Annotated in this window: 19 protein-coding genes; 7 read left to right on the top strand and 12 right to left on the bottom strand. The window is 34.8% G+C overall.

The genetic code is table 11. The features are described from left to right. Window positions 1-8 precede the first annotated feature (8 nt). Window positions 9-1,118 (bottom strand): ribosome biogenesis GTPase YqeH, encoded by a 1,110-nt coding sequence (gene yqeH, locus BAZO_RS14150; protein WP_003332284.1) that lies wholly within the window; start codon window positions 1,116-1,118, stop codon window positions 9-11. A 2-nt stretch (window positions 1,119-1,120) separates the two neighbouring features. Continuing rightward, window positions 1,121-1,681: a YqeG family HAD IIIA-type phosphatase gene (locus BAZO_RS14145; RefSeq protein WP_268869825.1), complete on the bottom strand. Its 561-nt coding sequence runs from the start codon at window positions 1,679-1,681 to the stop codon at window positions 1,121-1,123. Between the two features lie 389 nt (window positions 1,682-2,070). Between BAZO_RS14145 and BAZO_RS14140 the strand changes: the two genes are divergently transcribed. Then, complete coding sequence (locus BAZO_RS14140) at window positions 2,071-2,211, top strand: sporulation histidine kinase inhibitor Sda (RefSeq protein WP_003332282.1); 141 nt, start codon at window positions 2,071-2,073, stop codon at window positions 2,209-2,211. Window positions 2,212-2,463: 252 nt separating this feature from the next. Here BAZO_RS14140 and BAZO_RS14135 read toward each other — a convergent pair whose 3' ends face one another. From BAZO_RS14135 to BAZO_RS14125, 3 genes are read right to left on the bottom strand one after another with little or no spacing between them, the layout of a single operon-like run. Continuing rightward, entirely contained in the window at window positions 2,464-3,801 is a 1,338-nt protein-coding gene (locus BAZO_RS14135; RefSeq protein ID WP_003332281.1) for an ArsB/NhaD family transporter, read from the bottom strand. 19 nt (window positions 3,802-3,820) lie between these two features. Continuing rightward, complete coding sequence (locus BAZO_RS14130; RefSeq protein ID WP_003332280.1) at window positions 3,821-4,279, bottom strand: hypothetical protein; 459 nt, start codon at window positions 4,277-4,279, stop codon at window positions 3,821-3,823. A 40-nt stretch (window positions 4,280-4,319) separates the two neighbouring features. Beyond that, the gene (locus BAZO_RS14125) at window positions 4,320-5,123 is read right to left on the bottom strand and encodes a phosphatidylserine decarboxylase (RefSeq protein ID WP_039957609.1); all 804 of its coding nucleotides are present in this window, start codon (window positions 5,121-5,123) and stop codon (window positions 4,320-4,322) included. Between the two features lie 105 nt (window positions 5,124-5,228). Here BAZO_RS14125 and pssA point away from each other — a divergent pair, with 105 nt between their 5' ends. Further along, window positions 5,229-5,768, top strand: a complete 540-nt coding sequence (gene pssA / locus BAZO_RS14120; RefSeq protein WP_003332278.1) for a CDP-diacylglycerol--serine O-phosphatidyltransferase — start codon at window positions 5,229-5,231, stop codon at window positions 5,766-5,768. 46 nt (window positions 5,769-5,814) lie between these two features. Here the strand turns inward: pssA and napH are convergent, their stop codons facing one another. The 3 genes from napH to BAZO_RS14105 form a co-directional block, all read right to left on the bottom strand. Then, window positions 5,815-6,720: a quinol dehydrogenase ferredoxin subunit NapH gene (napH, locus tag BAZO_RS14115; RefSeq protein ID WP_003332276.1), complete on the bottom strand. Its 906-nt coding sequence runs from the start codon at window positions 6,718-6,720 to the stop codon at window positions 5,815-5,817. Between the two features lie 284 nt (window positions 6,721-7,004). Beyond that, the gene (sigK, locus tag BAZO_RS14110; RefSeq protein ID WP_003332275.1) at window positions 7,005-7,715 is read right to left on the bottom strand and encodes an RNA polymerase sporulation sigma factor SigK; all 711 of its coding nucleotides are present in this window, start codon (window positions 7,713-7,715) and stop codon (window positions 7,005-7,007) included. 80 nt (window positions 7,716-7,795) lie between these two features. Further along, window positions 7,796-8,563, bottom strand: coding sequence for a FixH family protein (locus BAZO_RS14105; protein ID WP_003332274.1), 768 nt, complete (start codon window positions 8,561-8,563; stop codon window positions 7,796-7,798). A gap of 179 nt (window positions 8,564-8,742) precedes the next feature. Between BAZO_RS14105 and BAZO_RS14100 the strand changes: the two genes are divergently transcribed. Then, on the top strand, window positions 8,743-9,702 hold the full coding sequence (locus BAZO_RS14100) for a metal ABC transporter solute-binding protein, Zn/Mn family (protein ID WP_003332273.1): 960 nt from the start codon (window positions 8,743-8,745) through the stop codon (window positions 9,700-9,702). 43 nt (window positions 9,703-9,745) lie between these two features. On the opposite strand, the gene BAZO_RS14095 is transcribed toward BAZO_RS14100, so the two are convergent. Further along, window positions 9,746-10,042, bottom strand: coding sequence for a DUF2325 domain-containing protein (locus BAZO_RS14095; RefSeq protein ID WP_003332272.1), 297 nt, complete (start codon window positions 10,040-10,042; stop codon window positions 9,746-9,748). A gap of 202 nt (window positions 10,043-10,244) precedes the next feature. Between BAZO_RS14095 and BAZO_RS14090 the strand changes: the two genes are divergently transcribed. Next, entirely contained in the window at window positions 10,245-10,838 is a 594-nt protein-coding gene (locus BAZO_RS14090) for an IMEF encapsulin system ferritin-like cargo protein (protein ID WP_003332271.1), read from the top strand. Window positions 10,839-10,858: 20 nt separating this feature from the next. Then, window positions 10,859-11,707, top strand: a complete 849-nt coding sequence (locus BAZO_RS14085) for a family 1 encapsulin nanocompartment shell protein (protein ID WP_003332270.1) — start codon at window positions 10,859-10,861, stop codon at window positions 11,705-11,707. A gap of 63 nt (window positions 11,708-11,770) precedes the next feature. On the opposite strand, the gene BAZO_RS14080 is transcribed toward BAZO_RS14085, so the two are convergent. Continuing rightward, a complete protein-coding gene (locus BAZO_RS14080) occupies window positions 11,771-12,235 on the bottom strand; it encodes a hypothetical protein (RefSeq protein ID WP_003332269.1) in 465 nt (154 codons plus the stop codon). Window positions 12,236-12,462: 227 nt separating this feature from the next. Between BAZO_RS14080 and BAZO_RS21830 the strand changes: the two genes are divergently transcribed. After that, window positions 12,463-12,618 carry a DUF1540 domain-containing protein gene (locus BAZO_RS21830; RefSeq protein ID WP_003332267.1) on the top strand — a complete coding sequence of 52 codons (156 nt, stop codon included), beginning with the start codon at window positions 12,463-12,465 and terminating at the stop codon, window positions 12,616-12,618. A gap of 953 nt (window positions 12,619-13,571) precedes the next feature. On the opposite strand, the gene BAZO_RS14070 is transcribed toward BAZO_RS21830, so the two are convergent. Next, on the bottom strand, window positions 13,572-14,444 hold the full coding sequence (locus tag BAZO_RS14070; protein ID WP_003332265.1) for an AraC family transcriptional regulator: 873 nt from the start codon (window positions 14,442-14,444) through the stop codon (window positions 13,572-13,574). A gap of 507 nt (window positions 14,445-14,951) precedes the next feature. After that, window positions 14,952-15,362 (bottom strand): VOC family protein, encoded by a 411-nt coding sequence (locus tag BAZO_RS14065; protein WP_003332264.1) that lies wholly within the window; start codon window positions 15,360-15,362, stop codon window positions 14,952-14,954. Window positions 15,363-15,731: 369 nt separating this feature from the next. Here BAZO_RS14065 and BAZO_RS14060 point away from each other — a divergent pair, with 369 nt between their 5' ends. Further along, window positions 15,732-16,235, top strand: coding sequence for a hypothetical protein (locus BAZO_RS14060; protein ID WP_235786742.1), 504 nt, complete (start codon window positions 15,732-15,734; stop codon window positions 16,233-16,235).

Raw genomic sequence — 16,235 nt, 5'->3', positions numbered from 1 at the left:
GAATAAACTTAAATCAACGATTGTCTAATCGTTACCCCCACACCTTTTGGAACATGTGCCACTATTTTTGCCCCTGGCTCGTTGCATGTAACCCAGCCCAAGCCGTGAAAAACGATATCAGTTTTAGCTTCACGGATCATGAATTCCTGTTTCACTAATGGAGGAAATTCTTTTACTTCCTCTTCAAAAGGCGGGAATAATAGCTCACCTACATGGTCTTCATATAGTTTATCGGCTTTCTCAAGCTTCGTTCGGTGAATATTTAATTCATTTGATACATAACAAGTAAACGATTTTCTTCCCCCTGAAATATAATCAAACCTTGCTAATCCACCAAAATATAAAGTTTGACCTTCATTTAATTGAAATACTCTTGGTTTAATTTCCTTTCTAGGGGAAATCATCTTTAATCCTTTTTCATTCACAAAATGCGCCATCTGGTGATGATTAATTATGCCAGGCGTATCAAATAACGACGTTCCATCATCAAGTGGGATATCTATTAAATCGAGTGTTGTTCCAGGGAACTGTGATGTCGTAATTACATCATCGGTTACTCCGCTGAATTCTTTAATGATTTTATTAATAAAGGTTGACTTACCAACATTTGTACAGCCAACAACATAGACATTTTTTCCTTCACGGTGGAAATCAATGGCTGCAGCTAGTTCTTGTACACCTTCACCTTTTGCTGCACTTATTAAGTAAACATCCTTCGGTTTTAAGCCGAGTTGGCTAGCAGAATACTTCATCCAATGAATAAGCTTAGAATTTTTAACTGACTTAGGTAATAAATCAACTTTATTTCCTACTAATAATACTTTATTCTTACCAACAAAACGATGTAATCCTGGCAACCAGCTTCCGTTAAAATCAAAGATATCTACAATTTTAACAACTAACGCATCAGAATCGCCAATGCCATTTAAAATTTTTAAGAAGTCATCATCCGTCAAAGATACATCTTGGATTTCATTATAATGCTTCAGCCGGAAGCATCGTTGACAGATTAAAACCTCGCGATCTAAAGCAGAGGGGGGGGCATAACCTATTTCTGTTTTATTTTCTGTTTGAATCTTTACACCGCAGCCTTGACAATGTAAAACTTGATTTTCCAAAATTATTCCTCCCAATATACCATACCTTTTCTTCTCATCCTGTTTAAAATAGATCGTTCAATTCGACGGTTAAATTTAGTAAAGAAACCATCGGATTGGGCTACTGGTACAACTAATATCGTATGGAGCCCGGAACGGTTACCTCCTAATACGTCTGTTAACAGTTGGTCTCCAATTACAACGACCTCATCTTTTTTTAGATTCATATCATGAACAGCTTTTCGAAAAGCTCTTCCCATCGGTTTTCTTGCTTCATATATATACTGAATACCTAATGGTCCTGAAAACTGCTTCACTCGTTCTTTATTATTATTGGAAACAACCGTAATGATAATGCCATGGTCTTTCATCTTTTGGAACCATTCTACTAACTTTGGCGTTGCTTCCGGACGATCCCATTCAACAAGGGTATTATCCAAATCAGTAATAATTCCTTTAATACCTCTTTCCTTCAATTTTGCCGGGTCAATCTCAAAAATACTTTTTACATGCTCATTTGGTAAAAACAAATCTAGCAAGACAAACACCTCTAAACAATTAAACTTTAACTTTAACTTCCCTATACCCTTACTAATAATAGCCAAAGTCCGACAACGTTTCAAAACATTATTTACAGAAATACATTGTTTTTTTGTCGAATATTGTTATTCAAAAAAACTTTTCGACAAATTTCAATAAAATCCTCGATTGTGGATAACTTTATGCACATTATTAAAGGTTGAATTAACTGGAATTATTTACATTATAAACATAATACCCACAAGTTATCCACTTTTATCTGTGGATATAAGAACGATTGTTCTAAAATATAAAACATGTTAATGTATAGACATAGGGAGAAAATATTAAATATATGTAAAAAAAAAGAAAAAATGACAAAGAGAAATAAAAAAAGAGAAAATATTTTTAAAACTTGTAGGAGGTGAATGGCCAGCACTCCTGGCTAACAAAAATGAGAACATTATCTGATGAATTATTATTAGAGTCATTCTACAAGGCCATCGAACTTAACTTAAGTCCAGATTTTATTCAACTAATTAAAAAAGAAATTGAACGTCGTTCATTGCACACTAAGATAAAAAAAACATCATAAAAGTTGCAGATGCACCTTGAATAGAAATGAAACATCCTGTCCCAAAATGGAACAGGATGTTTTTTTGCGTGCTCCAGTTAAACGGGTGCTTACGCTTTTCTATTGTCTAGCTCCAGCACCCAGCGACTCGTAAAACTTCACACGCCTCCCTACAATAAGTCAACATCGACTCGTCAAAGACTCGTCGTGTTTCCTTTATCTCAGTCGACGTGCTCCAGTTTTTTCGTCGCTAAACGGGTGCTTACGCTTTTCTTACAAGAAAGCGGTTAAATATCTGAAATAAATATAAACATGTGAAATAGCTAATGCAATTAAAGTTAATGGACCACCAATTTTTAAGAATTGCATATAGGTAAAGCCATTTCCTTCACGAGCAGCAATTCCGGCAACGATAACGTTTGCAGAAGCACCTATAAGTGTACCATTTCCTCCTAAACATGCACCGAGTGATAAGGACCACCATAATGCATCTATTTCTGGTGCATCTACAGGTAAGTTCATACCAAGCGCCATATCTTGAATTAACGGTATCATCGTTGCAACAAATGGAATATTATCAATAAACGCGGAAGCAATACCTGATACCCATAAAATTAATATCGCGGCAGTCGGAATATGGCCACCCGTAAGATCCAATGCTTTTTCTGCTAAACTTTTAATGATCCCTACATCAACGAGCCCGCCAACTAGTGTAAATAAACCGGCAAAGAAAAAGATTGTAACCCATTCTACGCTATGGAATACTTGCTCAAGATCATGCTCTTTAACACCGATTAACATTAATAGAGTTGCCCCTGCTAACGCTACTACTGGCGCCTCAAGATGTATAACAGAATGCAGAACAAAACCTAAGATGGTAAGACCGAGAACGATTAATGATTTTTTCATTAATACCATATCTTTAATATATTCGTTTTCATCCAATGCCATAAGCTTCTGTTTTTGCGATTCATCGACTGTTAATTGCTTGCGGAACATAAAATAAATCAAAACCATTGTTACTAGAGTAATGACAACAACAACTGGTGTTAAATTAAATAGAAACTGATTAAACGTTAAATGCTTAACAGCATTACCAATCATAATATTGGGCGGATCACCTATTAATGTTGCTGTTCCTCCAATATTAGAAAATAAAACTTCAGAAATTAAATATGGAACAGGATTTACTCCTAATAGTCTTGTAATTGAAAACGTAACAGGTACAATTAATAGAACGGTTGTAACATTATCTAAAAATGCAGATGCAAATGCGGTTAAAAGTGACAATACTACTAATATTTTAATTGGATCACCTTTTGCAAATTTTGCTGATTTTAAGGCAGCATATTGAAAGACACCAGTGGTGCTCGTAATTCCAACTAAAATCATCATCCCTATTAATAAAGTAATTGTTCCCCAGTCAACATGGTGCGTAAAGGCTGATTCTAAATCAACAATACCAAATCCAATCATTAAAATGGCACCAAGTAATGCAACAACTGCTCTATTTATTTTTTCTGTAATAATGAATGCATATGTAGCTAAGAAAATGATAACTGCTAAGTAAATTTGAAAGTTTGAAATCTCTTGTGCTACTGAATGTTCCACTTCTCCATTCCCCTTCGAGTTAATTTTTATTTATCTTTTTAGCATTATTTCCTGTTATCGTTAATTTCCCTCCATCTTTTGGACAGTTTAGAGTATTAGCATCCATATCGGTATCCTGAATAAAAAAGTTAAATCCACACTCGTTACATTGAAGCTCTAGCATACGATCAATTAATATTTTGGAAGGAGTTCCCTCTTGGTCTGTGTCAATTAATTCCACATGAAAGCGTGGATTTGAATTATCCTCGGCAATCATTTTCCCCTCAATTTCATCCCTTGTTCTCCAGCCCCTATCAATTAAATGTGAATCTAGTTCGGTTAAAGATGCCTCTTGAATCTCCCTCATAGCTAGTTTCATAAGCTGTTCGTTGCTTAATGTTTCAAATTCAAGGTCATTCCCAAGCTTCTTCCAAAAGCTTCGTAACTGATTTTCAGTAACGACTATTTCGACTATTTTATTTATTAGCACATTTTTCATCCCAGTGCCTCCTCTATTTGTAAAAAAATTCAGTCAAAAATTATTCTATCATATTATTCAACAAATTTTGAACTAAAACACCAATTTTTTGACCCATTTTTATTGATTTATTTTTTATATTACCATTCGCTTTAAAACTATCTTTTTCAAATAGTAGGATTACAGTTGACCCAAATGAAAAATAGCCAATTTCTTCACCTTTTTCCAAAAACTCATTTTCATGTGTTAGTGTAACACTATTAATAAACAGTGCTCCGACCTTCGCAAGAACGACATGAACTCCATTACATTCAATCTCTGAAATTTTTCGATAATTTTCTGATAAAGGTGACTTTCCATACTTTAATCCCCATTTATTTACCGGATATGATTTTCCACCAAGGTCCCATTGCGAAATAACTTGCCCAGACACCGGACTATGTATTCTATGGTAATCCTTAGGGCTTAAATAAATGATCATGAAAACACCGTCGATGTACTTTTCAAATGCTTGATCATTCCCCAACATTTTTCTAATAGAAAAGAGCTGACCTTTAACGAGAATATTCTTTTCTTCCGTGATCGTACCCAAATCCTCTACAAAGCCATCGACAGGGCTGATCACAGTTGTAGAATCTTCATCAATTTGACGGGCATCCTTTTTCAGAGTACGAATAAAAAAATCATGTAAACTTTTATAATCGTTAATATTTTTCTCGATCTCACTCTCATTTATTTTAAAAACCTTAATAAAAGATGGGATTAATCTTTTACTTATTTTTGAAGTCGTATAGGCGCGAACTATACTTGAAATGTATAAATTATTAGTCAAATCAATAAGAAAACGGTAAAAATACTTAAGCATAATTAAAATTTCCTCCTTTTCAGAACCCATTTTTCGATTTCCCTACTATATGTAATTTTTGAATCATAAAATAGTTAAAATCGTTAAAAGTGGGGGGACATTTCTATGTTTTTATCACAATATATTGATCATACAATTAAAAAAATCAAGTCACAAGTAGCAAATATTTTGACGATCATGAACTTAAGCTTTGGAGTTTGCGCATTGCTGGCGGTTTTACGGGGTGAATATCAACTCAGCTTATTACTCATTTTTATTGCAGCACTTTCCGACCGCTTTGATGGATTGGTTGCCCGGAAACTAAGTATTGAATCAGAGTTCGGCAAACAGCTTGATTCAATGTGTGACATTGTCTCATTTGGAGTTGCGCCGGCTTTACTGACCTACCAATTGGTTCTTTTTGAATATGGTGCACCGGGTATATTATTTGCCATTATCTATATCATTTGTGGAGCGATCCGTTTATCCAAATTCAACATTACTGAAAATAACGGATATTTTACAGGCTTGCCAATTACAGTAGCCGGAATTATATTAACATTTTCCACCCTTTTAGTATCGGTTTTGCCTTCCTATCTATTTATGTACGTCATAATTGGTCTGGCTTTGATGATGATTGGAACTTTTAAATTAAAAAAGATCTAAAATACATTAGGCAGTCTCAACAATTTTTGAGACTGCCATTACAATTTCATGCACCTTTATACCATTTTTTCTTTTCTTCACGATGCGCATCTAATTTAACGAGATCTTGTTTTTTAATTGTGATTGACAGTGCTTCTACAGGACAGTTGTCCACGCATTTTCCACATAGTGTACAATCGGCATCCGATACATACATTTCCAAGCGGTTAATAGATGGCTCTAAAATATCAGGATCAGATAAACAAACCGACCTGCACATATCACACCCCATGCAACGATTATGATCGAACTTTACCCTGAATAATCCGAATTTCCCAATTGATTGGTATAACCCGCCGAGCGGACATAAATAACGGCACCAGCCCCGTCTTGAAACAACTAAATCAAATAAAACGATAGCTAGTAAAAACCATAAACCCATTCCCATTGAAAAAATAAGACTTCTCATTGTATTCCCAATGGGTGAAATAATTTCAAATATCGGCACTCCCATTACAAAAGATAGAACAAGCGTCACGATGGCGATATACATTTTTGTTTTTCTATCTAAGGGCTTGTCAGGTAAATCGACATATTTTCTGATTTTATCGGTAACCTCCAACAAGGTGTTAACCGGGCAAACCCAACTGCAAAATACTCGTCCCCTGATTAACAAATACCCTAAAAAGATGATCAGTGCCCCTCCAAGATAGCTCCAGATGATTTGCCTTGATGCTAAAGTAACCTGAAGGGCACTAAAAGGATCCGACAGGGGTATCCCAAAAATTTGGGAAGATGATAAGGATCCATAAAAAAAGTTTTCTCCTTCAACTTCCACTAATACTAATGGAGATAAAAAGAACAGTAATATAAAAATCTGAACACAATGTCTTGCAATCGACCATTTTCGTATCCGTTTCCGTTTCCGCTTTTTTTGTTTTATCGGTTCCAAATCCTCTAGTTCAAAATCCATGTCTTAATCCCCCAAACAATGATTTACTAATATCTTACATCTAGGGGTATTGGAGTACTTGTGAAATTAATCACGAGATCCAACTGTTCGAAATTTTGTCAAAATCCGAAAAGCGGAAGCACCCGTTTAGCGACGTATAAACTGGAGCACGGTGACTGAGATATAGGAAACACGATGAGCAGAGCGAATCGATGTTGACTTATCGTAGGGAGGCGGGCGAAGTTTACTAGTCGCTGGGTGCTGAAGCTAGACAAGAAAAGGGGGCTGCAGCCCCCTTTAGTTCATTATCCTCGTTTTTTCCGTTCATTCCGATAAAATTCATGAAATAGCTTCATCAAAGCCCGTTTCTCTATCCTGGAGACATAACTCCTTGAGATCCCAAGCTCCTTTGCGATTTCCCGCTGCGTTTTTTCCTTTTGCAAATCTAAACCGAATCGACCTACGATGACTTCCTTTTCTCTTTCATCTAATATGTGAATATACTCATTTATTTTTTCCAACTCCATTAAAAGTTGAATTGTATCTACAACATCCTCATTTTCGGATTTTAAAATATCGATTAAACTTATTTCATTCCCTTCTTTATCCTGACCAATAGGATCATGTAAGGAAACATCTCTTTTCGTCTTTTTTAAGGCCCGGAGATGCATAAGGATTTCATTTTCTATACACCTGGCAGCATAGGTCGCAAGCTTTGTTCCCTTTCCGAAGGAATAGCTTTCAATTGCTTTAATTAAACCAATGGTACCTATAGAAATTAAATCTTCAGAGTCCTCCCCAGTATTTTCAAACTTTTTTACAATATGGGCTACAAGTCTTAAGTTATGCTCAATCAGTCGATTTCTGGCATCAGGATCTCCTTGCTCCATTAGAAGAAGATATTTTTTTTCGTCCTGTTCAGATAACGGCTGTGGAAAAGCGTTGTTTTTTACATAAGAGACAAGAAAAAATAGCTCTTTTAGAAGATAACCCATAGCTGTAATTAATAAAGACACAAAATCACCTCCATTTAACATAGTAGGTATTTGCCTATTACCAATCCTATGCCATGAAAGTAATATCTGTGTCTGTCCATTTATTGAATTGTTACTTTTTCCTCCTTATGGTCATGTATATCAGTATCTTTCTTTTCAACATGAACCTTTACATTATACAATCCCTTTTCCGTAAATGTTTTTACAGCTGAATACTCTCCATTCTTGGCTTCAACCGCATCAATGAATTCATGTTTTTCTTGACCATCCGGCCAAACTTCAAATCTTACTTTAGCCCCTTGTAATGGTGCACCTTTATAAGTTAGATGGGTCTGCAATTTACTCTCTTCATCAACCTTCATTTTCTCATCACTCATAAAATGTATTAACAGATCTGACCCATGATGATGATCGCCTTCTGCCGCATGCTGATGCTCTATTTCTGTATCCGTTTCAGTTTGCGTAGCAGTTAAATCAACAACATCAAAATCCCTTTGTGGCATTGTATGCAGATCTCTTGCTTGGACATGTGCAATCACATGATACGTCCCTATATTAGCAAATGATTTTTTTATTGAATAAATTCCATCCCCTTGGTTCTCACCTTTTATTTTTTCATGGTTTTCTTCGTCATCTTTCCATACTTCAAATTCTACATCTGAAGCATCATCAACTTTTTCATTACCTTGGGTTACGGTAGCTTCAAAGGTTACTTCTTTATTGACCTCAATTGGACTTGGATGAATCACAATATCGACTGCAATAGGTACAAACTCTTCAACACCTGAATTTGATTCCTGTTTTTCTTCATTAGTTCCACATCCAGAAATAATTAACATTATTGCAAAAATTATCGCAAAATATCTCATTCTCTATGTTCCTCCTAGTTTGCCACTGTATTTACTATGTGTAAATTCACAACTTATATTATATGAACATTTTGTGATAAAAGTATGAAATCTAATAAAATTTTAAATCGTAATGATTATGACTTGCAAATCGTAATAATTACGATATAATTACAAAGGGTATAAAAGGGGGTAAAAATGTGAAAAAAACAATCGGACTTTTTATTTTGTTTATATTAGTTAGCGTATTTATAACAGGATGCAGTCAAAAGCCAAATGAAATAGACCAGGCTGAAAATGATCCAACTACTGATGATACTCTTAAAGTTTATACAACGTTGTTTCCATTAGAAGATTTCACAAAGAAAATTGGAGGCTCGCATGTGGACGTAACAACTATTATTCCTCCAGGAATAAATGCCCATACGTACGAACCAACAACAAAAACAATGATTGAGATTGCAGACGGTGACGAGTTTATTTTTTCTAGCGAGATTATGGAACCTTATGCAAAAAAAATTGCTGAAGCGCTCAAAGATGAAAATGTAAAAATGGTCGAAGCATCAAATGGTATTACAATGATTGCCGCCGATGAAGAAGAACATACTGCTGGACATGCGGATATTCATAACCATGGGGACGTCGATCCACATGTCTGGATTGACCCAATATTAGCGATAAAATTAGCGGAAAACATTAAAGATAGCTTAATAGAATTAAAACCAGAAGCAACAGAAGATTTTAATGCTAATTTCAATACTTTAAAAATGCAATTAGAACAATTAAACGGAAGCTTTGAAGAACTAATAAAAGGAAAAGAATCACCGAAAATTTTAGTTTCCCATGCCGGATATGGTTATTGGGAGAAAAGGTATGGTATTAAACAGATTTCAATTACCGGACTTTCTTCTACAAATGAACCTTCCCAGCACCAATTACAAGAGATTATTGATAACGCCAAAGCAAGTAAAATAAAATATATTATTTTTGAACAAAACGTTACTCCAAAGGTTGCGGAGATTATTAAAAATGAAATCGATGCAGATGTTTTACGTATTCATAACCTTTCAGTCTTAACCGAAGAAGATATTAAAAACAATGAAGACTACTTTTCCCTTATGGAAAAAAATATTGAAACTCTGAAAAAAACATTAGAATAATATTAATGATAGTGTCCACGCAGAAATACTTTCTGAATGGACACTATTTCTTTGTCAACACTTCACATTGCTGTATCGCTTGAAAAATGGAACACCACGAACGTTTAACAAAGTATGTTGGAACCTCCTGACTTTTTGCTTTTTGCTTGATCACTTTTGCGAGATTATGGTTAATATAATCTGTCATCACAAAAATGACATCTACGTAACTTGGAATATTACGTTTTGTCATATTATCTTTTCGACCGTCCATATGTATTATATTTGTTACCCCGCAATTCAATAATTTCTCTGTAATATTGCCTAAGTGATCCGCACCAACAATCATTAAATTTGCCATATCTTCTACCTCCATTTTGCCGTTATTATTAACTATATATTAATTGAGAATGATTCTCTTTGTCAATAATATTGAGAATAATTTTCAATTAGATTTATTTTCTTAATTAATCCTAATTTTATCTAGGAATTCACTCCAATTGAGTATATTTATGACTTTTGCTGTCAACCTTATAATAGTACTACTTTAAGGGGTTGAAAGAATGACCAATGAAGCTATTAAAGAACTAGAAGAACTATTTATTCGAACAGAAGAGGCTGTCACAACATTTATGAATATGCTACAGCCAAAAATAGAAGGAGCAAACGATGAATACCAGCATTTATACTGGCACCATATTTATGAGGAGGAGGAACAACGTCTAGACCGTCTAAAAGATTTACTTCCAAGGGTTAACCACTACGTTAATAACAAGGAAGATCAATCGATTGATAATCTGGAATTTATTCATTTATTGCAGGATATTAGTCTTGAAAAATTTGGATTACATAATTTTGAGGAGCATTTAGATTTAGCTCTCTATGACGACTCGACAGGAGAGCATGGTGAAACATTAAGGTCAATGCGGAAAATGGCAGAAGCAGATTATAAAAGAATTAAAGTACTATTAAATACTTTAAACGAAGCATATGGTGGGGCTGCCAATCGTGCCGGATCCGTTCCGACCGATGAAAAAGAACATGTTGGAGATCATTTGAAGCTAGGGAAATTCTCCAACGAACATACAATCATGAACGAAAAACCAATCATTCCTGGGAAAAAAAAGCTTACAGTTGGAAGCTTAAAATATAATTAATAAAAGGAGATAAAGAAAAAATGAGTTATAGTTCACGTTATCCAGATGCACCACTTTCAGATGGTGAATGGAATGACCTGCAGGAAACAGTAATAAATCATGCTAGAAGAACATTAATCGGAAGACGTATTTTGGATATTTATGGCCCGCTTGGAAGCGGAATACAGTCCATTATGAATGATGTATATGAAGAAAATGACCTTGGCTCCATTAGTCTACATGGTGATTCATTAGAGGTTTCAGACCCTGTAAAACGCGAAAATTTAACGATTCCACTTTTATATAAAGATTTTAAGTTGTTTTGGAGAGATATCGCCCATGCTAAAACGCTTAACATTAACGTTGATTTTTCCACAGCAGCCAATGCGGCAACACAGCTTGCGTTATTAGAGGATGACTTAATTATTAACGGTTCAAAGGAATTTAACATTAGCGGGTTAATGAATGTAAAAGGCAGAATTACTCACATCCGTGGCGATTGGATGAAGTCAGGCCATGCCTTTCAAGATATTGTAGATGCGAGAAATAAGCTTCTGCAAATGGGGCATACCGGTCCTTATGCGTTAATCGTTGCGCCGCAATTATATGCTTTAATGCATCGTGTTCACCAAGGGACTAACGTGCTGGAGATTGAACATATTCGTGAGATCGTTACCGACGGGGTATTCCAATCGCCTGTTATAAAAGGTGACGCCGGTATCCTGATTGCAACCGGAAAACAGAATGTTGATTTAGCCATTTCCGAAGATTTTGATGTTGCCTATATGGATGAAGAACAAATGAACCATATTTTCCGAATTTATGAAACCATCGTTCCAAGAATAAAACGACCCAGTGCTATTTGTACCCTTGAGGATCCAAAATCATAAAAGAATTAAAAAAGAGGTAATTAGATTAAATCACGGTCTATTTACCTCTATTCTTTAGCTATTTTAAGCAATTTTAACGATCTTCTTATTCTTTTGTAAAAAATCAATATCAATTTCCTTATTAATGTTTTCTACCCCAATATCCTCAACAAGGAGTTTCACTTCATTTATAAACGTTTTGATATAGACGCCTTTATTTAAATCACATAATTTCTTAAGGTAGCTGTTTTTTTCACTTAGCTTTTCCGCTTTATACACTTTATTATTCATCTCGTGAATTTTTTTATGAGTCGGCTCCGTAATTTTGCTTATATCACTAACATTTACAATCATATGATCTCCATTATCAGCAATAAAACCTAATGAATAGAAGGTCCCACCAAAAAAGTCAATGTTTGTGATAACAGGATTATTATATTCTTCACCAGTACGTAATCTAATCACGCTAGCTTCGATGACACCACCGAGTTTTCTTTCGTTTGTAAGAATGGAATGGATATCAATAAAACCATTTATTTTGTATGTCATGAAGCATCCTCCTTGTTGAGAATAAGTCTCAATATCACTTAACTTGATTGTATATGAGAATCATTATCAGGTCAAATAGAACTTTTTTTCGATTATATGTATATTGAGAATGAAAATCATTCATACTATAAAATAATGGTAAGGTGTGCCCTTTCGAATATCTACTTTTTTATTTGGTTATGATATTTTTGTACGACCAAATTTATTTCTAAAGGAGATGTTTTTGAATGGCACAAGACGTGTTATGTGAAGTAAGTAACTGTACGTACTGGGCAAATGGAAACAAGTGTGCAGCCGAATCCATTTATGTAGTAAGCCACCATGGGAAAGAAGCATCTTCTCAAAAAGAAACTGATTGTCAAACATTTGAACCACAAGGTTAACGTAGAACCCCGGGAATCACAACCCGGGGTTTCCACATTTTTTCGGACATGATTTGCACATTTATGCTTAAGAATTCCCCTTTGCGAAAAACCAGACACAAAATAAACACACTATAAATAATGAAATACAGATTGTAATCCAAGAAATATATCAAGCCCAGTGTATGTACTTAATTAGATCTGTATATTTTTCGAGCATGACCTCAATAGTAGTCAATACTGTACTAAATCCAATAAAATAACCCGATTGAACAAAAAGGCCACTACAGCAAGTCAAATTTTATTTTTGGGTATGAAAAAAAGAATTACTGTTGCCACTACGTATACTAATTTAAAAACATAATTGATTGTAATGGAGAGATCTGTCGCTTTTAGGAGCACTCGTATAGGAGCACTTAACAAACCATATGTAAAGGAAGATATATCGCAAAGCCAGATGATTGCTTGAAACACCATGAATGCCAAGAATCCCTTACGCCGATCTTTACGTGGAATAAAAAAATCAGGCCAATCAAGCCGAATAGCCACATAGCCACTAGGAGCCATTGCTCCATCCGCATTTCCAAGAATATCCCCTCCAGATTAGGTGACTATTACTACTTATTAGCATTTTCTATTTTCTTAAATCATATTCAATAGCGACTTGAAACGCTGGGTAGATAATCATAATCTTGCTTCAATTGTTACTTACTTCACACAAATCATTTTGTATAAATCTTTTTAAATTGTGGAATCTAAAACAAGACAGAAGGAGAGAAAAAATTCATCCAAAAATTACAACAGCACTGATGAATAATATTCACCAGTGCTGTTGTACAAACTTTTCTCATCATCAATTTATGATTCTTCCATCACGGGTTTTCCCACTTCCAGTACAACCTTATTTCATCCCAGCAAAATTGCGAGGATAGCAATGAAAACGGGACACAGACCCTGCGTCTCGTTTTATTTTACTACCTTTTAAAAACCGGAATCCAAATTTCACTTGTCACAGATGATGAAGTTAAATCTTGGGTTTTAATCGACAAGATTTCTGGTCCTTTTGCTACTTGATAATTGGAAGATGGAAACCACTCAGAATAAATCCTTCCCCAAGTTTCCTGTAGTGTAGTAGGAAAAGGTCCGTTTGATTCAAATATCGCCCAAGTTAAGGCAAGAACTTCAAGTTTTGAAAAGTTTTCATGGCATCCTTGTGTTGTTGCCACTCCTATATACTGATCAAGCTCTCCTTTTTCTTCCATACGTCCTTCAGAAAAGTTTGTTGATGCTTGAATAATCCCTACTGGTTCAACATTGGAAAGCTTTTTTAATTGTTCTATTTTTTCCATCGTCAAGGATTTCCACATCGCTGTAATTTCCGGGTTTTCCCCTTCAAAAATAATTGGAACTCTTTTCATAATGCCAACTATATTAAATCCCTCTTTTTGTTCAATTCGGTAATTCATTTCATTTCCTCCCTTAATTGATAATTGGAAGGTCATTGGTGGAAAGGCTTTTAATTGCTGGCCGTTATTCCTTGCTTCTGATGGTGTTACACCATGAAAATTATGAAAAGCTTTAGTAAAAGAGTCTGGTGAATTATATCCATATTTAACCGCAATATCAATTATCTTTAAATTACTATTTGTAAGCTCGAATGCCGCCAAGCTTAATCGTCTACGGCGAATGTATTCTGATAATGTTATTCCTGCAAGAAAAGAAAACATTCTTGTAAAATGATATTCGGAACAATGAGCGATTCTTGCCACCACTTTGAAGTCTATTTTGTTAGTGAGGTTATCCTCAATATGCCCCATTGCATCATTCATGCTCTTTAGCAAATCCATTAAATGACCTCCTTTCATCAACAGAATAACTGAAGCTGAATGTGTCAGTCCGACATTCCATGCACCATTTTGTCGGGTTATTACTTATTTTACTAAACTACCACCGTTTCATTTAAGAAAAATAATTCACAAGTAATTTAATCCTGCTAAAGAAATATGGTGAGTTCGTTGATTTGGTTTTATAATTTAAATGATTATGTGGTGAGGTTTATGGTGAAAGTAGTGGATTTATCCTCCTAAATTTTGCAAAAATATCGTAGGTAATAACATAGTTATGTAAAGATTAGTTATTGCTTAGTTCATCTTCCATAGTATTAAGCTGTAAATAAATAGCTTAGACTACTGGTTTTAGAAGTTACATCAAGAGGATATTGGAGAAAGGGCTGGACCATTATTGGATTCAGCCCTAATTCATATTGATTTTTGATCAAAAAAACTGATTGATCGTTCAACAGTTAAATATCTGCATCCATATCCATAAATGCAGCCTACCCTAGTATTAGTCAATTAATATTCTCTTTCAGTTACAACTTGAAAAGTGATTCCAAATTTATCTGTTACATTTCCGAAAGCCGGGCTGAATGGAGTTTCCTCTAGTAGTTGATTGACTTTTCCACCTTGCTGCAAGGTCTCAAATATTTGTTTTGATCTTTCTTTTGTTTTGGTAGAAATGCTAATCATTAATTGATTCCCCTTTTCAATCACCGGACCCGGAGTATCGGAAAACAATAGTACAGATTCACCAACTTTTAACATTGCATGCGCTACATGCCCCTTTATAGCTGAAGGGCAAGTTGGAAGCACCTCCCCATAAGTTTGGATGGTAACAACCTTGGCATCTAATGCTTTTTCATAAAATTGAATAGCATCCTTTGCATTTCCATCCATCATAAAGTATGGAGTTAATTTTAATTCCATTATTCACCGGCCCCTTTCCATTGGGTTTTGCGTATATTTTCATGGTTCAAGCTATTAAGTTTATCCAATTGATAAAGATATTTTTGGAAGTGAATGCCACTTTTTCTTACCTCCTGAGTGGCAAGAAAGCCTATCATTAAGTTTTTCATTAAATATCGCTAATTACTCTGATTATTTAAACAAATAATCTTCGAATGGATTGAAGGTTTTAGTAGAAATAATTTTCTCTCCAATACAAACCCTGACAACATTATGATTCTAACATCCAGGTTAGATATATCAATAACTTCGGACATTTGTATTTTTGCCTATCATAGATTTTTCTTTCTAGGGGATATTATCTTTATGGGATATATTGGAGGGGTGAAAATGGTGAAATTAATGAAATACAACAAACTAATATTACTTTTGATGATGGTATTTTTATGGCTCACACTTCCCTTAATGGGGAAAAATGCAGTCAAACGATTTTTCCCAACAGGTATATTTATTGCTTTACTCACAAGATGGGAAAATTCTGTTGCAAAAAAAAGAACTTGGTGGTGGTGGTATGAAAAATTCCATCCTAAATTATCAGGCTCATTCCCTTTTGTATGGGGGCCGTTTATGATTGGTTCCATGTGGATTCTTAAATTTACTTATGGAAAATTTTATCGGTATTTAACACTAAATTTAATTGTTGATACAATTTTCGTATTTGTATTAGTGGATAAGTGGCTGACAAAATGGGGAATAGCATCATTGGTTCGTATGAAAAAGCTTCAATTGTCTCTTCTATTATTTATTGATTCTTTGCTATTATACGGATTTCAATACCTTGTAGAGAAAATAAAAGCAACTATGTCAAAGTGCATGTGGTCAAGCCCCCATTAA

Source organism: Schinkia azotoformans LMG 9581, from assembly GCF_000307855.1.
Classification (GTDB): domain Bacteria; phylum Bacillota; class Bacilli; order Bacillales; family Bacillaceae_J; genus Schinkia; species Schinkia azotoformans.
The sequence above is the reverse complement of the archived record's forward strand: the minus strand, read 5'-3'. Positions and strand labels throughout refer to the sequence as shown.